We start from the raw sequence: 19,564 nt of genomic DNA, 5'->3' as shown, positions 1-19,564 counted from the left end.
GATTCTGAAATTCGCGCGCATTTGATATCGACCTCAGGCGAATTTCAGAATCAAAAGGACACTAGCAACTCCTAGATTCCAGTGTCGTTCTCGATTTCGAAGTTCGTTTCGGAGGGCGATATCAAAATCGTACGAACTTCGAAATCACGACACTGGAGCATGCAGCGAAAAAGTGGAAACCGGGTTTTCGTGACAAGCATGCGATCAACAACGCTAAACCTTCCATATTGCATCAGACGGAAAACCTCCTGTAAGTCCGTTTCACCGACTAAGGACGTACCGCGTTCGCCCGCCTTTCCGCTGCAAAGGAACCCGATCCATGCGTAAATTCCAACTGATGTTCACCGCCGCCCTGTCCGCCCTGGCGATCACAGCTTGCCAGCAGACGCCGTCCGTCGCCGCCGATGGCGCGCCGTTCACCATCACCGAAGTCGCGAAGTTCGACACGCCGTGGGCCATGACCTTCCTGCCCAATGGCGACATGCTGGTCACCGAAAAGTCCGGCACCTTGAAGTGGCTGTCCAAAGGCGTGTCAAAGGATGTTGCCGGGACGCCCAAGGTTGACGACAACGGCCAGGGTTCGCTTGGGGATATTCTCGCCGCGCCCGACTACGCCACGACCGGTAATGTCTTCTTAAGTTTCAGCGAACCCGGCGATGGCGGCAATGGCGCGGCGGTTGCCCGCGCCAAACTGGTCCTCGACGCCAATCCACGCCTGGAAGGCCTGACCGTGATCTGGCGCCAGGCCAAGGTTGCCGACACCGACTTCCACTATTCGCAGAAGCTGGCCCTGTCACCCGACAAGAAATACCTGTTCGTCACTGCCGGCGAACGCAACAAGAAGGACCCGGCCCAGGACGTGAAAGTCAATCTCGGCAAGGTGCTGCGCCTGACGCTCGATGGTAAACCGGCGCCGGGAAATCCCTTCGCGGGTAAGGGGGGAACCGCTGATGAAGTGTGGAGCTACGGCCACCGAAACCTTTATGGTTTGGCGTTTGCGCCCGATGGCCAGTTGTGGGAAGACGAGATGGGCCCCAAGGGCGGTGACGAGTTGAACCTGATTGTCGCCGGCAAGAACTATGGCTGGCCGGTGGTATCCAATGGCAGCGGTTATGACGATGCCGACATTCCCGACCACCCGACGCGCCCGGAGTTCGAAGCGCCTAAGGTGTGGTGGAATCCGTCGATCTCACCATCGAGCCTTATCTTCTATACCGGCGACAAGTTCCCGCAGTGGAAGGGCGACGCCTTCATCGGCGCCATGTCCGGCCAGGCCCTGATTCGCGTCGATATCGACGGCGCCAAGGCGACCAAGGCCGACCAGTGGGATATGGAGACGCGCATCCGCGACGTCGAACAGGGACCTGATGGCAATATCTACCTGCTGGAGGACGGCGAGGGTCGTCTGCTGAAACTGTCCCCCAAGTCGTGACGCGATCCGAATCGCTATTTTTGCTTCGACCGCGATATTCCGCCAAAAACCGCTACACACTTCGGCGGATCGGCCTTCCCAAAACGGCCGGGAGTTAATATGCTCCCGGCCATGATCAAGTCCCTGCCGGAGTGGCTGCAGCGCGCCTTGCGCAACCGCGTCTTTCTGTTGTCGCTGGCGCTGGCCGTGATGATTGTGGGAATGGCATGGTCTTACCTGCAGAATGACTTCCACCGCGGCCAACTCGACCCAAAAATTCCATTCCAGATCTACGTGCCGCCGGAAGCCCCGGATTACCGCAAGGCGGAAAGCTGGTTCCTCAACCCGGCCATCGCCAAATATTCTGCCGATCCGCGCAAGGTCGACGTCTTTTTTATTCACGCCACCAGCTATGATGGCGGCGGTGGCTGGCTTGGGCCCATCGACAAGGGCTCGGCTATTCGTGAGGTCGAACAGATCCAGTTGCCCAACTATGCCGGGCCGTTTGCCGTCGGCGGCAACATCTATGCGCCCAAATACCGCCAGGCCAGCCTCTTCACGCAGTTGACCGGCCGCGAGGATGCGCGTCAGGCGCGGGAGTTCGCCTATACCGATATCGAGGCCGCCTTCGCTCGCTTTCTCAAAAGCCGCCGGGGCGGCAAGGGCTTCGCCATTGTCGGACTGGAACAGGGCGCCCTGCTGGCGCAAAAACTGGTCCGCACGCACATAGCTTCCGATCCGGAGCTTAAGGCACAGCTCGTCGCCGTCTACCTGCTCGAAAGCCTGGTGCCCGAAGAGATCAACGGTAAGTCCTATCTCGACCTGCCGACCTGCGCCGCGCGGGTACAGACCGGTTGCGTCATCGCCTACCAGACCGTCGCCTCGGAAGAGCCGGAAAGCCTGCTCCTGCTGCTGCGCCGTGGTGTCTACTGGAATGACGCCGGCTATCTGGACGCACTCGACAGTCGCCCGGCTATCTGCGTCAACCCGTTAACCGGCGCTGCCGGCGGTGGCGGCATCGACGAAAAAGCGTCGCTGGGTGCGACCAACGCAACTGGCCTGGAGTGGGGCACGCCGCCGCCGCTTATTCCGCACAAGGTGTCGGCGCGGTGCGTGCGCGGACTGCTGACCGTCGATAAGCCGTCCTCGCCGGCCTTCAAGGCGGCCGACACCTGGGAAGGCGCGCGCAAGGTCAACAGCTATAACCTGTTCTACGGCGACCTGCAGGCTGATTTCCAGGCGCGGGCCGACCTGTTCCGGGCAACACCGGAAAAAAATTGACTTGGACGGATAGCGCGGACTAACTGCCCGCGAAGCATGTGAGGCACCATGGCGGAACAGACGGATCAGACTCCCCGGGCGATTCCCGACAGCGTGACGATCTGCATCACCAGCTGTGGCCGTCTGGATTTGCTGGAAAAGACGCTCCAAAGCTTCCAGCGCTATAATACTGGCGGCAAGTACATCGTCTCGGAAGACTCGGCCGATGAGGGCGTCATCAACGCCGTCAAGACGCGCATGCCGTATGCCCAGGTACTGACAGGTTCGGGACGCACGGGCCTGATGACCTCGATCGACCGCATCTATTCGGCGGTCGAAACGCCCTATCTCTTTCATCTCGAGGACGACTGGGCGTTTGATGGTCCGGTGGACTGGGAAGGCGCACTGGCGGCTTTTGATGCCAATCCGCAGATTGCCAATGTCACGGTTCGCGCCTTCGAAGAGATCAAGGGCAAGTACCGCAGGCGTTCGACGCCGGAAACCTATGCCGGGCGGGAATTCGCCCATATCAAGCCCGATGCCCATCCGGAATGGTTCGGCTGGTCGCCCAATCCCGGCCTGTTCCGGACCGAGATCTATCATCGCTACAAGCCATTCAACCGCGTGACGCCTGACCGCATGTCGGCCATCATCAAGGAGGTCGGCACACAGGCCTTTCTGTTGCCTGGTGTGGCGCGCCATATCGGCCACGGCCGCAATGTCTCGGACCCCGGCACGGCGCCGCGCCCCAAGACCAAGATCGGCAAATATATCCGCTTCTGGAAGTATCAGCTCTACTATGCCGGCATTCTCAAGTCGCCGTTCTAAACGGTACTGCCGGAATTTGACGGCATGCCGGGCAGACTTGAGGCTAGTTTAAGCTGCCAAAGGATGCGTCCATGTCCAAGATCGATTTCAAAAACGAATACAAGTCCCTGTATAGCGCCCCGTCGAAGGACTTCGTCTTGGTCGATGTGCCGCCTTTGACCTACCTGATGTATGATGGCGCGGGCGATCCGAATACGGCGCCGGAATACAAGCAGGCGGTCGAGGCGCTCTATTCGCTGTCCTATACGTTGAAATTCATGTCGAAGCGTGCCTTCGACCGCGACTATGTCGTGGGGCCGCTGGAAGGCCTGTGGTGGGCGGACGACATGAGGACGTTTGCGTCCCGGCAGAAGTCGAAATGGTCGTGGACCATGATGATCCTGCAACCCGACTGGATCACTGAGGATCACGTAAGGGCTGCGCTGTCCGAGGTCATGATGAAGAAGGGGCTGCCCGGCGTCGAACAGGCGCGGCTGGAGGTGCTCGATGAGGGGCTGAGCGCCCAGATCCTGCACATCGGTTCCTATGACGATGAAGGGCCCACCTTAAAACGGCTTCACGAAGAGTGGCTGCCGGCGAACGGCCTCAGGGAAACCGGCAGGCACCACGAAATCTATCTGGGGGATCCGCGTAAAACGGCGCCGGAAAAGCTCAGGACGCTGCTCAGGCAGCCGGTGGCGAAGCTTCAGTAAACCAGGCGCGCGCCTTGGCGGCATCTTCGGCGATGGCGGTCTTCAGCGCATCGAACGAGGCGAACCTGGCTTCGGGGCGGACGAAGTGCAGCAGTTCGGTTTCGACGATCTGGCCATAGACCTCTTCGGCGAAATCGAACAGGTATGTCTCCAGCAACTCGATATCACCGCCAACGGTCGGACGGATGCCGATATTGCTGACGCCATTCACTATACGGCCGTCGCCGAAGTGCGTTCGCGTCACGTAGATGCCGTAGCGCGGGCGCAGGTAGCTGCCGAGTTTCAGGTTGAGCGTCGGGAAGTCGATCGTGCGGCCTTGCTTGGCGCCGTGGATGACTTCACCGAGATAGGCTTGCGGGCGGCCAAGAATCTGCGTCGCGCGCTCGACCTCACCACCTAGCAGCGCCTCACGCACGGACGATGATGACAGCTTGTTGCCGGTGTCGTCCATCTGGCAGGGGACGATATCGGTTGTGTATCCGAAGCGCTGTCCGAACGCCGTCAGGTCCTCGGCTTCGCCCTGGCCGCGCAGGCCGAAGCGGAAGTCGAAGCCGGCCGAGACGTGGCTGAGGCGCAACTGCTCGGCCAGGATCATCCTGGCGAAATCCTCGGCGCCCAACTGCGACATGCGCCGGTCGAAATCGAGCACATAGGCGTAGTCGACGCCGAGCGTCGCGAACGCGCGTAGCTGCTGCGACAGGTCCATCAGGCGGAAGGGTTTGCCGTCGGGATGGAACAGGCTTTGGGGGTGGGGTTCAAAACAGATGACGGCCGACGGTTTGCCATTGGCCCTGGCGGCGGCGACCGCTGTGGCGATGACCTGCTGATGGCCGGTGTGGACGCCGTCGAAACTACCGATCGCCGCAGCCGCGCCGTCGGGCAGGTCCGAGGCGCTGGGCTCCGGGTCGTCCTGCACATAGCGTTGCGCATCCAGACTGAGGTGGTGAATCTGGATTCCGGCCGGACGCAGGGCAGGGGGCAGGTCAGGGAACATAAGGCTACTGTGGGCGTTTCGGTGCAATAACAACGGCCGTGCCGTCAACGAAGGTCTTGTTGCGTACCTTGACGACGGTCGACAGGGTGACATGGCCCGACTTCGGGTCAATATCGGTAATGGTGACGATGACGGTCGCTTCGTCGCCGGGACGGACGGCGCGTTTGAAGTTCAGCGACTGCGAGACGTAGATGGCGCCCTGGCCCGGCAGCTCACCGGCCAGGGTCGCGGAAATATAGGCGCCCATCAGCATGCCATGGGCGATGCGCCCCTTGAACGGGGACGCGAGCGCGAAGGCTTCGTCGACATGGACCGGGTTGTGATCGGTCGACACGTCGGCAAAAGCGTTGATGGCGGCGTCATCGACGACAAATAGGCGCGACGCTGTCTGCTCCAGGCTGAGTTCGTCGAGGTAATAGGCTTTGCTCATAAGGCGTCCCGCTGGTTTCACGTTCATCTAGAGCGATATGCCGAAAAGTGTAAGCGGTTTTCGGCAAAAATATCGCGACAAATAAAAACCCGTCTTTGTCCGGGGGAGTAAGCTACAAAGGGAGCTGTACCGGGCTTGAGCGCCAACTTTCTTTGTGCCGAATGCCGATTTACAGACAGCTTTCACCATATTTCGTGGTTAATATAGCTTATATCATTGAAATATATCAATAAATTTCAAAAACGACCTTAACCTGATTTTATCCACTTTGCTCCATATTGGCTCATATCTTATCCGAAGGGCCCGCACGTTGTGGGTTCACTTAGAAAAAGTGGGGCGTTCACTCATGGCCATCGATATGTCCATGCCGGTCCTGGTAGTCGACGATTACAAGACCATGCTGCGGATTATCTCAAACCTGCTGAAACAGCTGGGTTTCGAGAATGTTGAAGAGGCTTCGGATGGTACCGAAGCGCTCGAAAAAATGAAAAAAGGCTCCTATGGTCTGGTCATCTCCGACTGGAACATGGAACCGATGACGGGCTACGAGCTGCTGCTCAAGGTCCGCGCCGATGACGGCCTGAAGCGTACGCCATTCATCATGGTCACCGCCGAAAGCAAGACTGAGAACGTTATCGCTGCCAAGAAAGCCGGCGTTAACAATTACATTGTTAAGCCTTTTAATGCCGCGACTCTCAAGCAGAAGATCACGGCCGTTCTCGGCGAGTTCTAAGTCTCTTTTTGGAATACAACATTATGGCCATGCCAGCAGAAAAACGAGACGCGATGGATTCGGGGGATTTCGATCCCGCGATGGTCGGCGAACTCGAACCCAAGCTGATCAATTTGATGCAGCAGTCGGAAGCGCTGGTCGCCCTGATGCGCGGCTTCTTTCAGCAACTGGACAAGCGCCGGTCTGATGAATTCAGCATCATTGCCGGCTATATTGCCAAGGCGAAGGAAGAGATCCGCGAAATGCGTCCGCACGACATTTCGCAAGATCGTATCCCGACCGCTGGCGCTGAGCTGGAAGCGATCACTCGCGATACCGAAAACGCGACCCACAATATCATGAACTCCGCCGAAGCCATTATGGGCTTCGGTCCGTCTGACCCCGATTACAAGTCGAAGGTCGATGACGAGGTCATGAAGATCTTTGAAGCCTGCTCGTTCCAGGACATCACCGGCCAGCGCGTGTCGAAGGTCGTCAATGTTCTGAAGCAGATTGAGGAACGTGTCGGCAAGCTGGCCAACACGCTGGGTATCGATGACAGCGCCCCGTTGGAAATGACGGCCGAAGAGAAGCGCCGTCACGACCTGCTGCTCAACGGCCCCGCCATCGGCGGTCCGGAAACCAAGCAGGATGCCATCGACGCCATGTTCAACGAGGATCCGGTAGCCCCTGCCGTGATGCCCGATGCCCTGGCAGCCAAGGCCCCTGCGCCCGCGCCGGTTCCGGTTGCGAAAGCTCCCGAGCCTGCGCCTGCCCCCAAACCGGCTCCGGCGCCTGTCGCCAAAGCCCCTGAACCCGCTCCGGCGCCGAAACCCGCTGCCCCGGCACCCGCGCCAGCCCCTGCGCCGGCCGCCGAGGAAAAGAACAGCCAGGAGGATATCGACTCCATGTTCGACATCGCCCCCGAAGACATGGGCAAGACGAACAGTCAGGACGATATCGACGCCCTGTTCGACTAAAGCGACATAGCTAGAGCCAGGAAACGCCTGAATAATAAGCAAAGACGCTGACAAGCAGCCTTAGAGCTGCAAGCGGATATATTGCGATGGTGCGAGAACGCGGTGGTCGGAATGGCCACCGCGTTTTTGCGTTACCAGCGCAAGGCTTCGGCGACGTAGCGCGCCTGGGCGGCCTGGACATCCAGCAGCTTCTTGAGCAGCAGCGGATCGAGCTTGCCCGCATCGTCGGTGGCTTCGAGCGCATGGATGCCGGCGGCGATGAACAGAAGGTCCAGGCCCTGGCCGTTGGCACCCAGCACATCGGTCGGCAGGCCGTCGCCGATGGCGAGTATCCGCGACTTGTCGTGCGCGCGGCCCGTCTGGCGGTCAAGCTCGGCGTAGCACATGTCATAGATGGGGGCATATGGCTTGCCCGCCATGATGACCTCTCCGCCCATGGCGGCGTACAGATCGGCCAGCGAGCCGGCGCAGATAATGATCTTGTCGCCGCGCTGGACGACCTTGTCGGGATTGGCGCAGATCATGACCTGGCGGTTCTGGATGGCGGCTTCGAAGTCGGTGCGATACTGCTCGACCGTATCGGTCTCGTCGTTATAGGGCGAGGTACACGAGATAAAGGCGGCGGTTTCCGGCGTGCCATCGAGGTCGATGTCAATGCCTTCGTAGAGCGACTGTTCGCGCGGGTCACCGATGCGCCAGGCGGGGCCGGTCGGCGCGAACTTGCGCAGATATTCGCGCGTGGCGTCGCCCGACGAAATGACAGCAGAAAAGCCGTCTTCCATGATGCCGAGGCTGGCCAGTTGCGCGACCAGGCTGTCACGCGGGCGCGGCGAGTTGGAAATCAACACGACCGGACCACGATCGGCCTTGAAGCGCTTCAGCGCCTCGTAGGCGGGCGGAAAATGCTGGCGGCCATTGTGGATCACGCCCCAGATGTCGCAGAAGACGGCATCATACTGATCGGATACAGCCGACAGACCAGACAGCAGTTCGGGTTGGGACATTCCACACTCGCAATAGGCGCTACAGTTGCCGGTTGTTTAACGAGTGCGCTGCGGCAGGGGAAGGGGCCTTTATTCTATAACCCGTGCGTCAGGCAAAGAATTTCGCCGTTTGGGTTGGCAATCATTATGCCTGTGCCGCCTTTTGTGCCTGCCGGTTCATTCCAGGTACTTTGGATGACCCAGTTACCATTGTAGCGCGTCACGCCTGGGGGATCAGCGTAAGGGTAATCCAGCCGAACGATACGCAGTGGCTGTTGTCTTTGCATACTTTCACGACCGTAGACCTTGTCGAAGGTGTCCGATGCAAATTCTAACGCCGTAGCCTCATCCGGTAAGGGGCGGGCCTTGATATTAAATGCCGGCAATGCCGAAAGATTGGGCCGTGAGCACATCAAAAAGATGTCTTCGCCCAGCCTGTTGAGTTCATCTTCGCTGGGCAATGACGTGGCAGATTGGCTTTCTTGCCTCGCTTGTTGTGCTGATGGCGAACAGGCACACGTAACCGCCAATAGGGCTAAGGCGATACAAGGAGGCCCCCACCTCATGCCCGGCGACGGACCTGGGGCAGGGTGGACTTGATAAAGCCGGCCGGCGGATCGGTCTCGGCCAGGACCTGTTCCTTGATGGCGCGCGGTTCTCCGAACAGATGCCCCTGGGCGTAGCCGATATCGAGGTCGAGAATGTCCACGACCTGCTTTTCGTTCTCCACCTTTTCAGCCACGACTTCGATCCCATAACGCGCCAGCATCGACGCGTAATCGCCGGCGTGGATGTCCTTCATGAACTTCAGGGCCGGCTTGCCTTCGATGTTCAGCAACTGGTCGAGCAGGATGTTGGCGCCGACCTTGACGAAGCGGACGTCCGAACGATGCAGGTCCTGCAGGTCGAAATCGATGCTCGCGACCTTGTCGATCGAGAAGCGGAAGCCGAGATCGGCCAGCTTGGCCATGTTTCGTGCTTCGACCGAGCCGCGCGAAGCGAACGCGTCCTGACCCAGCTCGAAGATCAGCGCGCCGGCCAGATCGCGGTTCTCGTTCAGGAATTCCAGGAACTGCGGGAAGAAGGTTTCGTCGCGCAACGAGGTCAGCGAGATGTTGCAGAAGATGCCGATGCGGCGGTCCTGCTTGGCCAGGCGGCGGACGATCTGCACGCAGCGGAACAGCAGCAGGTTGTCGATCGACGGCACAAGGCCTTCGGCATCGGCGACGTTGAGATATTCCGCCGGCATCAGCACGCGGCCGGAGACGTCGCGCAGGCGTGAGAAGCTTTCGTAGAAGATGGTCTTGCGCTGGGGCAGGCTGACGACGGGTTGCAGGTACAGGTCCACCCGGTTCTGCGTAAGGGCTTCGCGGATGGTCTCGATCAGCGCCAGGGCCTGGGCTTCGCGCGCATTGCGAGGCTGGGCCATGACGGCCGGCGCCGCTTGCCAATCAGCCAGGCGGTCCTCGATGCTTTCCCCCAGCTTCTTGACCAGGTCTTCGAGCATCCGGACCTCTGAGGTCAGCTCTTCGGATCGCGAGGTACGCTGATGTTGGACGCGGTCGGCCAGTTCGATCATGTCCTTCTGCGTCGAGTCAATGGCGTCGACCATCAGCCGGTGCGCTTCACGAACCTGTTCGATATCGCGTGTGACACGCATCTCGACCAGCCGCTGACCGACAAAGACGTGGAAGGCAACGCATACGCCCAGGCAACCGAGCACGGCAGCCAATGCGGCGCCCGGACCCGACGCGCCATTGTAAAGGGTCGCGCCCAGGCTGGCGGAAAGCAGGAAATAGGTGCCCATCAGCAGGACTGGGGTGAGTTTTCTCATCGAGGCTTCCGTGGCCACAGGTGGGGCGCAGATAGAATCACCAAACTACTATGGGACGATTTGCCTGCCTCGCAAAGAGGCTTGTTAACTATTGCGCGGGCCCGAAATCCGCGTCTAGATCATGCCGTCGGTTGATCGCCGGAACGGACCGGCATAGGCCTGGTCGGCAATGCGGCGGCGGTCCGGGCCGAAATAATTCCGGCAGCGAATAAAGGGGCGCGGACGCATGATGACGCTGTCGAGCCGGCCGAGCAGGGCGCGCGCCGTCAGAGGCTTGACGACGAATTCATTGACGCCGGCATCGCGCGCCTGAATGACACGCGAACGCTCCGAATGGCCGGTGATCATGATAATCGGCAGATAGGGGTTGGAGCTATCCTGGGCATTGCGCAGTAATTTCGTAAATTCAACGCCGTCGATCGGGTCCATGTTGAAGTCGACGAGGGCGATGTCGGCGGGAAACTGGCGCAGCAGATCAAGCGCCTCCGCGCCGTCGCGCGCTTCGCGGACATTCCGGATGCCGGAGCCCTTAAGAATGGCGCCAACGATCGATCGCATGTGCTGGTTGTCTTCAACCAGCAGGATTTTCAAACTGCTGTAATCGGCCATGTTCCTGGACGAAGATGTGCGGTGACGAGCGCCATGGATTTGATTTTATGATTGGGCGCAATTCGCTGTTATGAAGAACAGCGTAGCAAATTCAAGCGAATAATTCGCCTGTCGGTAAAAAGACACGTCATTTGCGGCACACCGATACCGTTGGACTTATAGAAGTGGCGCAACGCAAAAGAGCGGCAACTTCAGGTTGCGACCATCAGGCTGGGGTCCATGCGGCGGTCGTTCCACTTGAGGCGCCAGCATAGGTGCGGCCCTGTAGCGCGGCCCGTGGCGCCGACCTTGCCGATGATCTGACCCGCAGAAACGCGTTGGCCGGTTCGGACGATGACCTCCGACTGATGCAGGTACATGGAGATCACGCCCTGGCCGTGGTCGATGAAGACCAGGCCGCCTTCGTAGAACATGTCGGACTGAGCCAGCACGACCAGGCCAGATTGCGGGGCGCGGATCGGCGTGCCCGTCGGCGCGGCCATGTCAAAGCCGTAATGCGGGGCGCCGGGTGTGCCGTTCAGTATGCGCTGATTGCCGAAACGGCCGGACACGCGGAAATCGCTGAGCGGAAACTGGAAGGGCTTGCGAAAGCCTTCCTCGACGGCACGGCTGGTAAAAGCCAGGTTTTTCAGTTCGGCGTCGCGCTTGATCCGTTCCAAGACCTGGGGTTCGGTCGGCGTCACCGTCTGCTGCGGCAGGCCGTCGACTCTCTGGATATCGTAAAGGGTTGGCGTGATGGCCAGCATGACGCTGGTCGTCCTGCCGTGATCCTTGACGCTGATCCGGCAGGACTGGCTGCTGTCGCGATCGAAGCCGACATAAAACCAGCCATCGGCCGCGGTGCGTCCGCGCAGGTTTCCATCGACCCAGAGTTCAGCGAAAGGCGCGCCATGGCCGACGCAATAGCCGCCTTGCACGAACCGTCCCTTCAGGTCGAAAGGCAGCAGGGTGTCGAATTCCGGTGTCGCGGCAGCCGGCCAGGCGGCGGCGATGCCGAGCCCCCCCAAGGCTGTCAGAAGATGTCTGCGGTTCAGGCCGTCTGGTTTTTCCATCGGGCCGTGGCTTCCTCGGGGCCTGCATAGGCCTCCTGCGTGCGGGGATTCCAGTATTTCAGCGCCTCCAGCGGAATCTGGCGGCCGGAGACGGCGCAGATGACGAACTTGCCGGGCCGCATGACATTGTATTCGCCGTCACCGTAGTGAAGGACGGCCTGGCCGGGCAGGAGGGGCTGAGAGGCATGCATATTCATAATCTAAACATATGCCGCGCCCTGATGCTAATCAAGAGGGCCCGGATCAAGAAGAACAGTCAGAACAGGCTGCCCTGTTGCGGCGGCAGGCCGCCCGGCTTTTTGACGGCGAGTTTGGGCGCGGGGGGCGCACCTTCGCCGACGGTGACCTCGAGTTTGCGGTTGCCCTTGAAGGTCAGCTCAAGCCCTTCGCCGGCCGACACCATGTCGGGCGTGGTGACAAGTTGGCCGTCCTTGCGGTTGACGCGGGCAAAGCCAAGTTCCAGCGGCCGGTCGGGATCGAGGCTGGTGCGCAATTGCTCCAGGCTTCTGAGCCGGTCGGTGCGCTGGCCGAGGGCGCGCGTCATGGCTTCGGAGAGACGGCGCGTCAGTTCCGGCAGGCGCTCGCCCTTTTGCGTGACGGCGCGGCGCAGGATTTCATCCAGGCGGCGCGACAGGTCGGGCAGACGTTCACCCTTGGTCGTGGCAATGCGCTTCAGTCCGTCGTCCAGGCGCGTGGCCAGTTGCGGCAGGCGGGCGTGGCTTTCAGTCAGGGCCAGCTTGCGCGTCACGGCACCCGCCAGGCGTTGCGATAACTGCGCCAACTGGTCGGTTTTCAGGCGCTGTGGCTGCTCCAGCAGGCCCGGCCGGAAGCGCGCCGAGGTCCGTTGCAGCGCCACTTCGTGGGCGTTGAGATTCGCCGTCAATCCGCCACTCAGTCGATGCGCCACGAAATCGAGTCGCTGCTGCGCCGTGTCGATCAGTTCCTGCGGCTTGGGTAAGGCGCGGCTCAGCAGGACAACGCGCTCACGCCGCACTTCCAGTATTCTGGAAATAATCGTCTGGCGGCGGCGCTCCAGATCGGAAACAAAGGCGCGCAGTTCGCCCAGTACAGGCGTCGCCATTTCGGCTGCGCCGGTCGGCGTGGGCGCGCGGCGATCCGAGACATAGTCGATCAGTGTCGTATCGGTCTCGTGACCGACGGCCGAGATCACGGGGATGGTGCAGGCCGAGACGGCGCGCGCCAGGCCTTCATCGTTGAAGGGCCACAGATCTTCGACACTGCCGCCGCCGCGTGCCACGATGACGACGTCGGGGCGGGGCAAGCCGTTCTCGCCGGCTTCAAAGCCTTTCAGGGCGCGGATGACCTGCGGCGGCGCAGCGTCGCCCTGCACTACGACCGGCCAGACGATGACGCGGCACGGCCAGCGGTCGCGGATGCGGTGAAGGATGTCGCGGATGACGGCGCCTGTCGGCGAGGTGATGACGCCGATGACCTTGGGGGCAAAGGGCAGGGGGCGTTTGCGCTCCGGCGAAAACAGACCTTCGCCATGCAGCTTTTGCTTGAGGCGTTCAAGCTGGGCCAGCAAGGCGCCGACGCCCGCCACTTCCATCTGCTCGATAACGATCTGATATTTCGATGAAGTCGGAAACGTCGTGATGCGGCCGGTGACGATGACTTCGAGGCCGTGGTCGGGCTGGGCCTGGAGACGCGACACCTGGCCCTTCCAGATGACGCCATCAATCGCCGCCTTGTCATCCTTTACCGTCAGATAGACGTGGCCTGATGAATGGCGCGTGACCTTGGAAATTTCACCACGCAGCCGGACATGGTCGTAGGTTGTCTCGAGCGTACGCTTGAGCGCGCCCGCCAGTTCCGAAACGGAATAGGGAGCGGCATTGGATGATTCGGTCAGCAGATCGGCCATGCCTACTCATTAATCGGCATGGCCGGCACTGTCCATTAGCTTAGGCGGTAGAGCGCACTGCCGTGCGCTGGAAGGTCGGCGCTGACACGGCCAGACACGCTGCCCAGGTCCTTGTGCGTCCACAGATCACGAACGCGCGCTGCCTTAAGGCCGAGGTTCTTGAGATCGAAGCCGACCGCCTTGGTCTTGTCGGTGGTGTTGAACAGCGCCAGGTAGGCGTCGCCATTCGCTGCCTTGGCTGTCCAGATGCGCATGCCATCGGCCATGAACCATGGTTTCGTGTCATGACTCTTCTGGTTGACGGCCAGGACTTCCGCATTGGTAAGCAGCGCCAGTGTCGGCGCGTCGAGGTGACGCAGGTCGCCGCCCATGATCAGCGGCGAGCGCGCGATCGACCACAGCGTCATCAGGGTCTGCTGCTCATCTGGGGTGAACTTGGTGTCGCGATTGCCGAGCGCCAGGCGGCCGAGCGGCAGCATGTCGGCATCCGGCCAGTGGCCGGGCAGGCGATGTTCATTCCAGTTTTCAAGGCGCGTGAACTGCTCGTCGAGCAGGCGCCATTCGTCCCAGAAGTCGTCGCTGATCCGCCACATCTCGGCGTACTTTGCCACGTGGGCGTGGCTGGGCACAGGTGTTTCACCGGGGGAGAGGCTGAGGATAATCGGTCTGCCGGTGGCGACGATCGCCTTATGCGCCGCTTCGATTTCGGGGGCATGGGCGTCGTAAGGCCGGCTCATATCGTCCATCTTGACGAAGTCGACACCCCACGAGGCGTAGAGCTTGAAGACCGAGTTGTAGTAGGCTTGGGCGCCCGGCTTTGACATGTCGACGCCGTACATGTCGGGGTTCCATGGGCAGGTGCTGGAGGTGTCGGCGATGTCACGCGCGTGATATTGGGTGCCGAGCACGGGCAGGTTCTTTTCAACCGCCAGGCGCGGGATGCCACGCATCAGGTGGATGCCGAAGCGCAGGCCAAGCGCATGAACCTGCTTGGCGATCGCCGTGAAGCCTGAGCCATTCGCCGACGACGGAAAGCGGTTCGGTGCGGGGATCAGACGGCCGTAGCCATCCATGGCGGGCATGGGGTGGCTGTTATAGGTGTAACTGACGGCTTCGGGCTCGTACCACTGGATGTCGATGGTGAAGATGTCGTAGCCCGATGGCAAGAGCTTGTCGGCCATGATCTTCGCAGTCTCCAGCGACTGCGCTTCGGTAATGGTCGTGGCAAAGCTGTTCCAGCTGTTCCAGCCCATTGGGGGCGTTGGCGCCAAGAGCTTGGCCTTGGCGGCGGATGCGGATTTCTTGGCCGCTGCTGACGCCGGCAGGGCGGCTGCCAAGCCCCAAAGCCCCGTCGCCGTCAGGGCGGCGCGGCGGTTCAAGTCGGTCATATGACGTTCCTAATAATAGTGTTTCACAACAAGCGTTGAAAAACGCGCTGACTTTTCCTCGTCTTTTCTTATTGTCAGACTATTGCAGGTTTCGTCAGGAATGACAAACCTCTTGACCTGTCCGTCCACATGAGGGAAGCGAAGCGCCCATGAACATCCTGCTGATCGGCTCGGGCGGCCGCGAACACGCCCTCGCTTGGAAAATTCGTCAATCGCCATTGTGCGAGCGTTTGGTCATCGCGCCAGGCAATCCCGGCATGGCGGCCCTGGGGGAATGCCATGCGATAAAGGCGACTGATGTCGCCGGGCTGACGGCCCTGGCGCAGGAGATCAGCGCTGACCTGGTCGTGGTTGGTCCGGAAAGCGCCTTGGCCGAAGGTATCGCTAATGCCTGCGCCAGGCTGAATATCCCCTGCTTTGGCCCAATGCAGACGGCGGCGCAGCTCGAATCGTCCAAGGCCTTCACCAAGGACTTCTGCAAGCGTCACAATATCCCGACGGCTGCGTCGGAGACCTTCACCACGGTCGCCGAAGCGCGCGATTTCCTGAAGACCTATCAGCCGCCCTACGTCATCAAGGCCGATGGCCTGGCCGCCGGTAAGGGCGTTGCCATCTCGCCCGATTATCCGGACGCGGTTGCCGAGATCGAAGCTATGCTGGGCGGGCGTTATGGCCCTGCCTCGAGCCAGATCGTCATCGAAGAGTTCATGATGGGCGAAGAGGCCTCGATCTTTGCCATTTGCGACGGGGAAACCGCGTTGCTGTTCGGCTGGGCCCAGGATCATAAGCGCGCTTTCGACGGCGACACCGGCCCGAACACCGGCGGCATGGGCACCTATTCGCCGGCGCCGATCGTCACACCGGATCTGCTGAAGGTCACCCAGGACGAAATTCTCGATCCGACCATGGCCGGTATGAAGGCCGAGGGTAATCCGTATACCGGCGTACTATATGCCGGGCTGATGGTCGAAGACGGCCGTCCGCGCCTGGTCGAATACAATGCCCGTTTCGGCGATCCGGAATGCCAGGTGCTGATGCTGCGCCTCAAGAGCGACATCGTGCCCTATCTGGTGGCTGCGACCAAGGGGGGCCTGAAGGCCATGCCGGCGCCGCAATGGTACGACAACGCCGCTGTCTGCGTCGTCTACGCCGCCAAGGGCTATCCGGACAGCCCGCTGACGGGCTCGCTCATTCGCGGCGCCGACCAGGACTTCGGCGATGATGTCACGGTGTTCCACGCCGGTACGGCGCGCGGCGATGACGGCGCGCTTAAGGCCGCCGGCGGGCGCGTGCTGAACATCTGCGCGCGCGGCAAGACGATCCAGGAAGCTCGCGACAAGGCCTATGCGGCCATCAATCAAATAGACTGGCCAGGTGGGTTCTACCGAACCGACATCGGCTGGCGCGCCCTTTAAGCGGCGATCTTTGGCCGCCTAATACGCAGTCTGCGCTTGCAGGTACTTAAGTACCTGCGGCGCTTGCTGGCTATTATGCGACTCAAATCTCTGGCTTAAAGGCTGACGCAGCTAGAGATGGATGCTTGAGTAAAGCTCCTGCGTCCAGGTCACGAGGCCGTCCAACAGATTCGCGTTGATATAGATCGACAGCAGCAGGCCCAGCGTCGCGATCATCAGGTGCAGCAGGATCCAGAAATGGTTCAGCCGCACGCCGCGCAGCCAGTGCCCGCGGCGCTTGTGCGCGGCCTTGGCGGCCGTGAAGATATTGTCGAGCGGCTCACCGGGCAACAGGCGGTCGAGATAGGCCTGGCTTTCGCGGATGATCTCCATGTGCAGTGAGAAGCGCTCATAGTGCTTGGCGCAGAAGGCGGCGCCGAATAGCCCCAGGAACATCAAAAACAGCGTCAGCGGCAGGTCGGCCTGGGTCAGCTCATGACGGGTGATAAAGCCGACGACTGCCGCTGAGATGGCAATGATGGCGCCCGAGACAGCCGAGCGCTGTGTCTCATTGTGCCGCGCGTGCAGCCAGCTTTCGCGGCTGTATTCCCGTACGGTTTCGCAGAGTTCGTGCTCGGTATCCATCGCGCCCCCTTTATCCTCGGAGCCTAACACAGATCGGTGCGGCGGCTACACCTTACCCCAATGATCACGCCTCGATCATGTAGGTGAACGGTTTGCCGCGCGATTCGGGCTCCCAGCCAGCTTCGATCGCCTTGCCGATTTGAACGGCGACGTCGTGCTTTGAGACCTTGGGGCGCTGGGCGTGGCGGCTGGGCTTGGGGAAGGGATATTCCAGCAGTAGCACCTTCTGCGGATTCTCTTCGTGCTGCACCGAGATGCACAGCCCCTTGCCGCCATCCACCGTCGCCCATTGCGGCTCACGGTGGATCTGCCAGCGGTATTTGACGCCGTCGACAGTCGCGACATCTTCCATCGAACGTTTGGCCTTGGCGACCATGCTATTTTCCTTTGGGAACCAGTGCATCGCGGATCGGCTTGACCCATTGACGCTTATCCTGGTCCCATACGCCAAAGCTGGTTTCACCGCCATCCCAATACCAGTAGGCGCGAGCAAAGCCACGATCGTCGGCGGCTTTCGAGACAGCCTTGGTCCACGCGACGCGGTCTGCCATGCGCGCGTTCAGGCCGTATACGCCGTATTCGCCCAAAAGCATCGGACGGTTATTGGCCTTGGACCAGGCAACGGCCCGGTCGAAATCGGCATGGACGGCCGCGACCTCTTCCGGCTTGCCTGTCCAGCGCACGTCCTTCATGGCCATGACTTCCGCACCCGCCCACGAAGCGCCCTGATGCGTGAAATGGAAAGGCGAGTAGTAGTGGAAAGTCGCGATCAGGTGCCGGTCGGTCGCCGGCAGTTGCAGGACGGCCAGCTTGTCGATGCTGTTCCACATGGTCGGGCCGACGACGACATTGCGCGTCGGGTTAGTCTCGCGGATGATGGAGATCAGGTCCGGCACCCAGGCGTTCCAGATGGCGTCATCGACCAGGCCATTGGGTTCGTTCAGCAATTCGAAGACGACCGAATTCGGTGCATCCTTATAGTGCTCAGACAACTCGTACCAGGTGGCCGCCAGCTTCTCGGCGCACGAATCGACGTTCTTGGCGCAATACTCGAACATGTGCACGTCAAGGATGACATCGAGGTTTTGCGCCGCCGCCAGATCGATGATTTCATCGACCTTCTTGAGATAGGCGGGCTTGAGCTTGCCGTCCGCGGTCAGGTGGTCGAAGGTGAACAAGGGCACGCGAATATGGGTGAAGCCGGCCTTGGCGGCCTCCTCGATATCCTTCTCGCGGAACTTGGTCGTGCCGCCGTTCCACCACGGATCGTAGCCGCCGATGATGTTGATACCGGCACCCAGGCGCGCGACCTGGGCTTCGGGCGTGATCTCGCTGTAGGCCGTCTTGCCCTTATAGGCGTCGGCGAGGGCGGCAAAGGGCAGCGCCATCAGGGCTGCGGCAAAGAGAAAAGCTTTCATCACTTGGTCTCCGGGACGAGCGCCTTCAGGATCGGCTTGACGAAGGACTGTGTCTTGAAATCGTAGAGCAGGAAGTCGCTGGAAAACTGCCAGTAGCCGAAGGCAAAGCCGTATTTTTCAGCGGTACGCGCGACGGTCGAGGTCCAAAGGATGCGGTCTTCCATGGCGGCCGCGTCATAGGCGCCGAATTCGCCCAGGAAAACAGGCCGGTCATTGGCCTTGGCCCAATCGGACACGACTTTGAAGTCGGCGTCGATCTGGGCGATCTCTTCGGGTTTGCCGAAACGGATGTCCTTCAGCTTGGTGATTTCCGGCGGCGCCCACGCTGCGCCCTGGTGGGTGAAGTGGAACGGGTCGTAATAGTGGAAGGTGGCGATAAGGTGCCGGTCGTCCGCCGGCAGGGCCAGATCCTTCAGCGTATGACGGCTGTTCCACTGCACGCCGCCGATGATGACATTGCGCTTGGGGTTGGTCTTGCGGATGATCGCCAGCACTTCCGGGAAGGTGGCGTTCCACTTGGCGGCGTCGAACTGGCCGTGCGGTTCGTTCATCAGCTCGAAGACGACCGTGTTGGGTTCGTTCTTGTAACGCTCGGCTAGTTGCGACCAAACGGCCTTGAGCTTGGGCGTACAGACAGCGATATCCTTCGAGCATTGGTCGAAATCGTGCTCATCGAGGATGACGGTCAGGCCGTTTTTCTTGGCGTTGGCGACGACCCAGTCAAGGCGGTTCAGCCACTTCGAATCGAGCGTGTTTTTGTCATCGAGGAATTTGAAGGTGAACAGCACGACGCGCACGGTCGAAAAGCCGGCAGCCTTGATCTCGGCAAAGTGCTTTTCGCTGTAATTGCCCTTGCCACCGTCCTGCCAGAATGGGTCATAGCCGATGATGTTGACGCCGCGGCCCATCTGACGGACCTGGTCGTGGGCCGAGATTTCGCTGAATTGCGAGGTTGCGGGCGGCGGATTTGGTGCGGGATTGTCGGCCAGGGCGGATGAGGCCACGAGCGCGGCGGCAAGGCACACGCCGGTCATCAGGGATTTCAGCAA

At 60.7% G+C, this 19,564-nt stretch carries 21 protein-coding genes; 7 read left to right on the top strand and 14 right to left on the bottom strand.

The genetic code is table 11. The features are described 5' to 3' along the window. The first annotated feature begins 319 nt into the window (after positions 1–319). The 4 genes from AC1DON_RS18235 to AC1DON_RS18220 all read left to right on the top strand — a co-directional run bounded on the left by AC1DON_RS18235 (position 320) and on the right by AC1DON_RS18220 (position 4,191). Positions 320–1,432 carry a PQQ-dependent sugar dehydrogenase gene (locus AC1DON_RS18235; RefSeq protein WP_476936243.1) on the top strand — a complete coding sequence of 371 codons (1,113 nt, stop codon included), beginning with the start codon at positions 320–322 and terminating at the stop codon, positions 1,430–1,432. A gap of 99 nt (positions 1,433–1,531) precedes the next feature. After that, on the top strand, positions 1,532–2,692 hold the full coding sequence (locus AC1DON_RS18230; RefSeq protein WP_476936242.1) for a DUF3089 domain-containing protein: 1,161 nt from the start codon (positions 1,532–1,534) through the stop codon (positions 2,690–2,692). Positions 2,693–2,740: 48 nt separating this feature from the next. Continuing rightward, the gene (locus AC1DON_RS18225; protein WP_476936241.1) at positions 2,741–3,499 is read left to right on the top strand and encodes a glycosyltransferase family 2 protein; all 759 of its coding nucleotides are present in this window, start codon (positions 2,741–2,743) and stop codon (positions 3,497–3,499) included. A 71-nt stretch (positions 3,500–3,570) separates the two neighbouring features. Continuing rightward, a complete protein-coding gene (locus tag AC1DON_RS18220) occupies positions 3,571–4,191 on the top strand; it encodes a GyrI-like domain-containing protein (protein ID WP_476936240.1) in 621 nt (206 codons plus the stop codon). Here the strand turns inward: AC1DON_RS18220 and ribF are convergent. Together ribF and AC1DON_RS18210 are read right to left on the bottom strand one after the other, a co-directional pair. Beyond that, positions 4,163–5,185 (bottom strand): riboflavin biosynthesis protein RibF, encoded by a 1,023-nt coding sequence (gene ribF / locus AC1DON_RS18215; RefSeq protein WP_476936239.1) that lies wholly within the window; start codon positions 5,183–5,185, stop codon positions 4,163–4,165. The genes AC1DON_RS18220 and ribF overlap by 29 nt on opposite strands. Positions 5,186–5,189: 4 nt before the next feature. Continuing rightward, positions 5,190–5,615 (bottom strand): MaoC family dehydratase, encoded by a 426-nt coding sequence (locus AC1DON_RS18210; protein ID WP_476936238.1) that lies wholly within the window; start codon positions 5,613–5,615, stop codon positions 5,190–5,192. A 346-nt stretch (positions 5,616–5,961) separates the two neighbouring features. On the opposite strand from AC1DON_RS18210, the gene AC1DON_RS18205 reads away from it, so the two are divergent. Both AC1DON_RS18205 and AC1DON_RS18200 read left to right on the top strand, forming a co-directional pair. Next, a complete protein-coding gene (locus tag AC1DON_RS18205) occupies positions 5,962–6,348 on the top strand; it encodes a response regulator (protein ID WP_192618472.1) in 387 nt (128 codons plus the stop codon). A gap of 53 nt (positions 6,349–6,401) precedes the next feature. After that, positions 6,402–7,307, top strand: a complete 906-nt coding sequence (locus tag AC1DON_RS18200; protein ID WP_476936237.1) for a protein phosphatase CheZ — start codon at positions 6,402–6,404, stop codon at positions 7,305–7,307. A gap of 131 nt (positions 7,308–7,438) precedes the next feature. Here the strand turns inward: AC1DON_RS18200 and AC1DON_RS18195 are convergent, their stop codons facing one another. The 8 genes from AC1DON_RS18195 to AC1DON_RS18160 all read right to left on the bottom strand — a co-directional run bounded on the left by AC1DON_RS18195 (position 7,439) and on the right by AC1DON_RS18160 (position 15,058). After that, entirely contained in the window at positions 7,439–8,311 is an 873-nt protein-coding gene (locus AC1DON_RS18195) for a TIGR01459 family HAD-type hydrolase (RefSeq protein WP_476936236.1), read from the bottom strand. 74 nt (positions 8,312–8,385) lie between these two features. Continuing rightward, entirely contained in the window at positions 8,386–8,751 is a 366-nt protein-coding gene (locus AC1DON_RS18190) for a hypothetical protein (protein WP_476936235.1), read from the bottom strand. A gap of 101 nt (positions 8,752–8,852) precedes the next feature. Then, complete coding sequence (gene tipF / locus AC1DON_RS18185; protein WP_476936234.1) at positions 8,853–10,124, bottom strand: flagella assembly cyclic-di-GMP phosphodiesterase TipF; 1,272 nt, start codon at positions 10,122–10,124, stop codon at positions 8,853–8,855. A 114-nt stretch (positions 10,125–10,238) separates the two neighbouring features. Continuing rightward, positions 10,239–10,733, bottom strand: coding sequence for a response regulator (locus AC1DON_RS18180; protein WP_476936233.1), 495 nt, complete (start codon positions 10,731–10,733; stop codon positions 10,239–10,241). Positions 10,734–10,924: 191 nt separating this feature from the next. After that, complete coding sequence (locus AC1DON_RS18175) at positions 10,925–11,785, bottom strand: M23 family metallopeptidase (protein WP_476936232.1); 861 nt, start codon at positions 11,783–11,785, stop codon at positions 10,925–10,927. Beyond that, positions 11,764–11,982, bottom strand: a complete 219-nt coding sequence (locus AC1DON_RS18170) for a DUF2093 domain-containing protein (protein ID WP_476936231.1) — start codon at positions 11,980–11,982, stop codon at positions 11,764–11,766. Before AC1DON_RS18170 ends, AC1DON_RS18175 begins: the two co-directional genes overlap by 22 nt. A gap of 59 nt (positions 11,983–12,041) precedes the next feature. Further along, entirely contained in the window at positions 12,042–13,670 is a 1,629-nt protein-coding gene (xseA, locus tag AC1DON_RS18165; RefSeq protein ID WP_476936230.1) for an exodeoxyribonuclease VII large subunit, read from the bottom strand. Positions 13,671–13,705: 35 nt separating this feature from the next. Then, positions 13,706–15,058: a glycoside hydrolase family 27 protein gene (locus AC1DON_RS18160; protein WP_476936229.1), complete on the bottom strand. Its 1,353-nt coding sequence runs from the start codon at positions 15,056–15,058 to the stop codon at positions 13,706–13,708. Between the two features lie 149 nt (positions 15,059–15,207). Between AC1DON_RS18160 and purD the strand changes: the two genes are divergently transcribed. Continuing rightward, positions 15,208–16,473, top strand: a complete 1,266-nt coding sequence (gene purD / locus AC1DON_RS18155) for a phosphoribosylamine--glycine ligase (RefSeq protein ID WP_476936228.1) — start codon at positions 15,208–15,210, stop codon at positions 16,471–16,473. A gap of 111 nt (positions 16,474–16,584) precedes the next feature. Here the strand turns inward: purD and AC1DON_RS18150 are convergent, their stop codons facing one another. The 4 genes from AC1DON_RS18150 to AC1DON_RS18135 form a co-directional block, all read right to left on the bottom strand. Next, on the bottom strand, positions 16,585–17,097 hold the full coding sequence (locus AC1DON_RS18150; RefSeq protein WP_476936227.1) for a hypothetical protein: 513 nt from the start codon (positions 17,095–17,097) through the stop codon (positions 16,585–16,587). 64 nt (positions 17,098–17,161) lie between these two features. Continuing rightward, positions 17,162–17,473, bottom strand: coding sequence for a hypothetical protein (locus tag AC1DON_RS18145; RefSeq protein ID WP_476936226.1), 312 nt, complete (start codon positions 17,471–17,473; stop codon positions 17,162–17,164). Position 17,474: 1 nt separating this feature from the next. After that, positions 17,475–18,515, bottom strand: coding sequence for a glycoside hydrolase family 5 protein (locus tag AC1DON_RS18140; protein WP_476936225.1), 1,041 nt, complete (start codon positions 18,513–18,515; stop codon positions 17,475–17,477). Next, on the bottom strand, positions 18,515–19,564 hold the full coding sequence (locus tag AC1DON_RS18135; protein ID WP_476936224.1) for a glycoside hydrolase family 5 protein: 1,050 nt from the start codon (positions 19,562–19,564) through the stop codon (positions 18,515–18,517). The genes AC1DON_RS18140 and AC1DON_RS18135 overlap by 1 nt, the downstream gene beginning before the upstream one ends.

Source organism: Asticcacaulis sp. P4_H10, assembly GCF_056400965.1.
Note: the sequence above shows the minus strand (reverse complement) of the source record. Positions and strands in the feature narration are given on the sequence as shown.

What these genes read in the sequence shown, in the direction of transcription:
- AC1DON_RS18170 (WP_476936231.1), bottom strand. Translation starts at nt 11,982, where the DNA reads ATGAATATGCATGCCTCTCAGCCCCTCCTGCCCGGCCAGGCCGTCCTT.
- AC1DON_RS18200 (WP_476936237.1), top strand. Translation starts at nt 6,402, where the DNA reads ATGGATTCGGGGGATTTCGATCCCGCGATGGTCGGCGAACTCGAACCC.
- AC1DON_RS18145 (WP_476936226.1), bottom strand. Translation starts at nt 17,473, where the DNA reads ATGGTCGCCAAGGCCAAACGTTCGATGGAAGATGTCGCGACTGTCGAC.
- tipF (WP_476936234.1), bottom strand. Translation starts at nt 10,124, where the DNA reads ATGAGAAAACTCACCCCAGTCCTGCTGATGGGCACCTATTTCCTGCTT.
- AC1DON_RS18235 (WP_476936243.1), top strand. Translation starts at nt 320, where the DNA reads ATGCGTAAATTCCAACTGATGTTCACCGCCGCCCTGTCCGCCCTGGCG.
- purD (WP_476936228.1), top strand. Translation starts at nt 15,208, where the DNA reads ATGAACATCCTGCTGATCGGCTCGGGCGGCCGCGAACACGCCCTCGCT.
- AC1DON_RS18195 (WP_476936236.1), bottom strand. Translation starts at nt 8,311, where the DNA reads ATGTCCCAACCCGAACTGCTGTCTGGTCTGTCGGCTGTATCCGATCAG.
- ribF (WP_476936239.1), bottom strand. Translation starts at nt 5,185, where the DNA reads ATGTTCCCTGACCTGCCCCCTGCCCTGCGTCCGGCCGGAATCCAGATT.
- AC1DON_RS18180 (WP_476936233.1), bottom strand. Translation starts at nt 10,733, where the DNA reads ATGGCCGATTACAGCAGTTTGAAAATCCTGCTGGTTGAAGACAACCAG.
- AC1DON_RS18210 (WP_476936238.1), bottom strand. Translation starts at nt 5,615, where the DNA reads ATGAGCAAAGCCTATTACCTCGACGAACTCAGCCTGGAGCAGACAGCG.
- AC1DON_RS18205 (WP_192618472.1), top strand. Translation starts at nt 5,962, where the DNA reads ATGGCCATCGATATGTCCATGCCGGTCCTGGTAGTCGACGATTACAAG.
- AC1DON_RS18150 (WP_476936227.1), bottom strand. Translation starts at nt 17,097, where the DNA reads ATGGATACCGAGCACGAACTCTGCGAAACCGTACGGGAATACAGCCGC.
- AC1DON_RS18230 (WP_476936242.1), top strand. Translation starts at nt 1,532, where the DNA reads ATGCTCCCGGCCATGATCAAGTCCCTGCCGGAGTGGCTGCAGCGCGCC.
- xseA (WP_476936230.1), bottom strand. Translation starts at nt 13,670, where the DNA reads ATGGCCGATCTGCTGACCGAATCATCCAATGCCGCTCCCTATTCCGTT.
- AC1DON_RS18225 (WP_476936241.1), top strand. Translation starts at nt 2,741, where the DNA reads ATGGCGGAACAGACGGATCAGACTCCCCGGGCGATTCCCGACAGCGTG.
- AC1DON_RS18220 (WP_476936240.1), top strand. Translation starts at nt 3,571, where the DNA reads ATGTCCAAGATCGATTTCAAAAACGAATACAAGTCCCTGTATAGCGCC.
- AC1DON_RS18140 (WP_476936225.1), bottom strand. Translation starts at nt 18,515, where the DNA reads ATGAAAGCTTTTCTCTTTGCCGCAGCCCTGATGGCGCTGCCCTTTGCC.
- AC1DON_RS18175 (WP_476936232.1), bottom strand. Translation starts at nt 11,785, where the DNA reads ATGGAAAAACCAGACGGCCTGAACCGCAGACATCTTCTGACAGCCTTG.
- AC1DON_RS18160 (WP_476936229.1), bottom strand. Translation starts at nt 15,058, where the DNA reads ATGACCGACTTGAACCGCCGCGCCGCCCTGACGGCGACGGGGCTTTGG.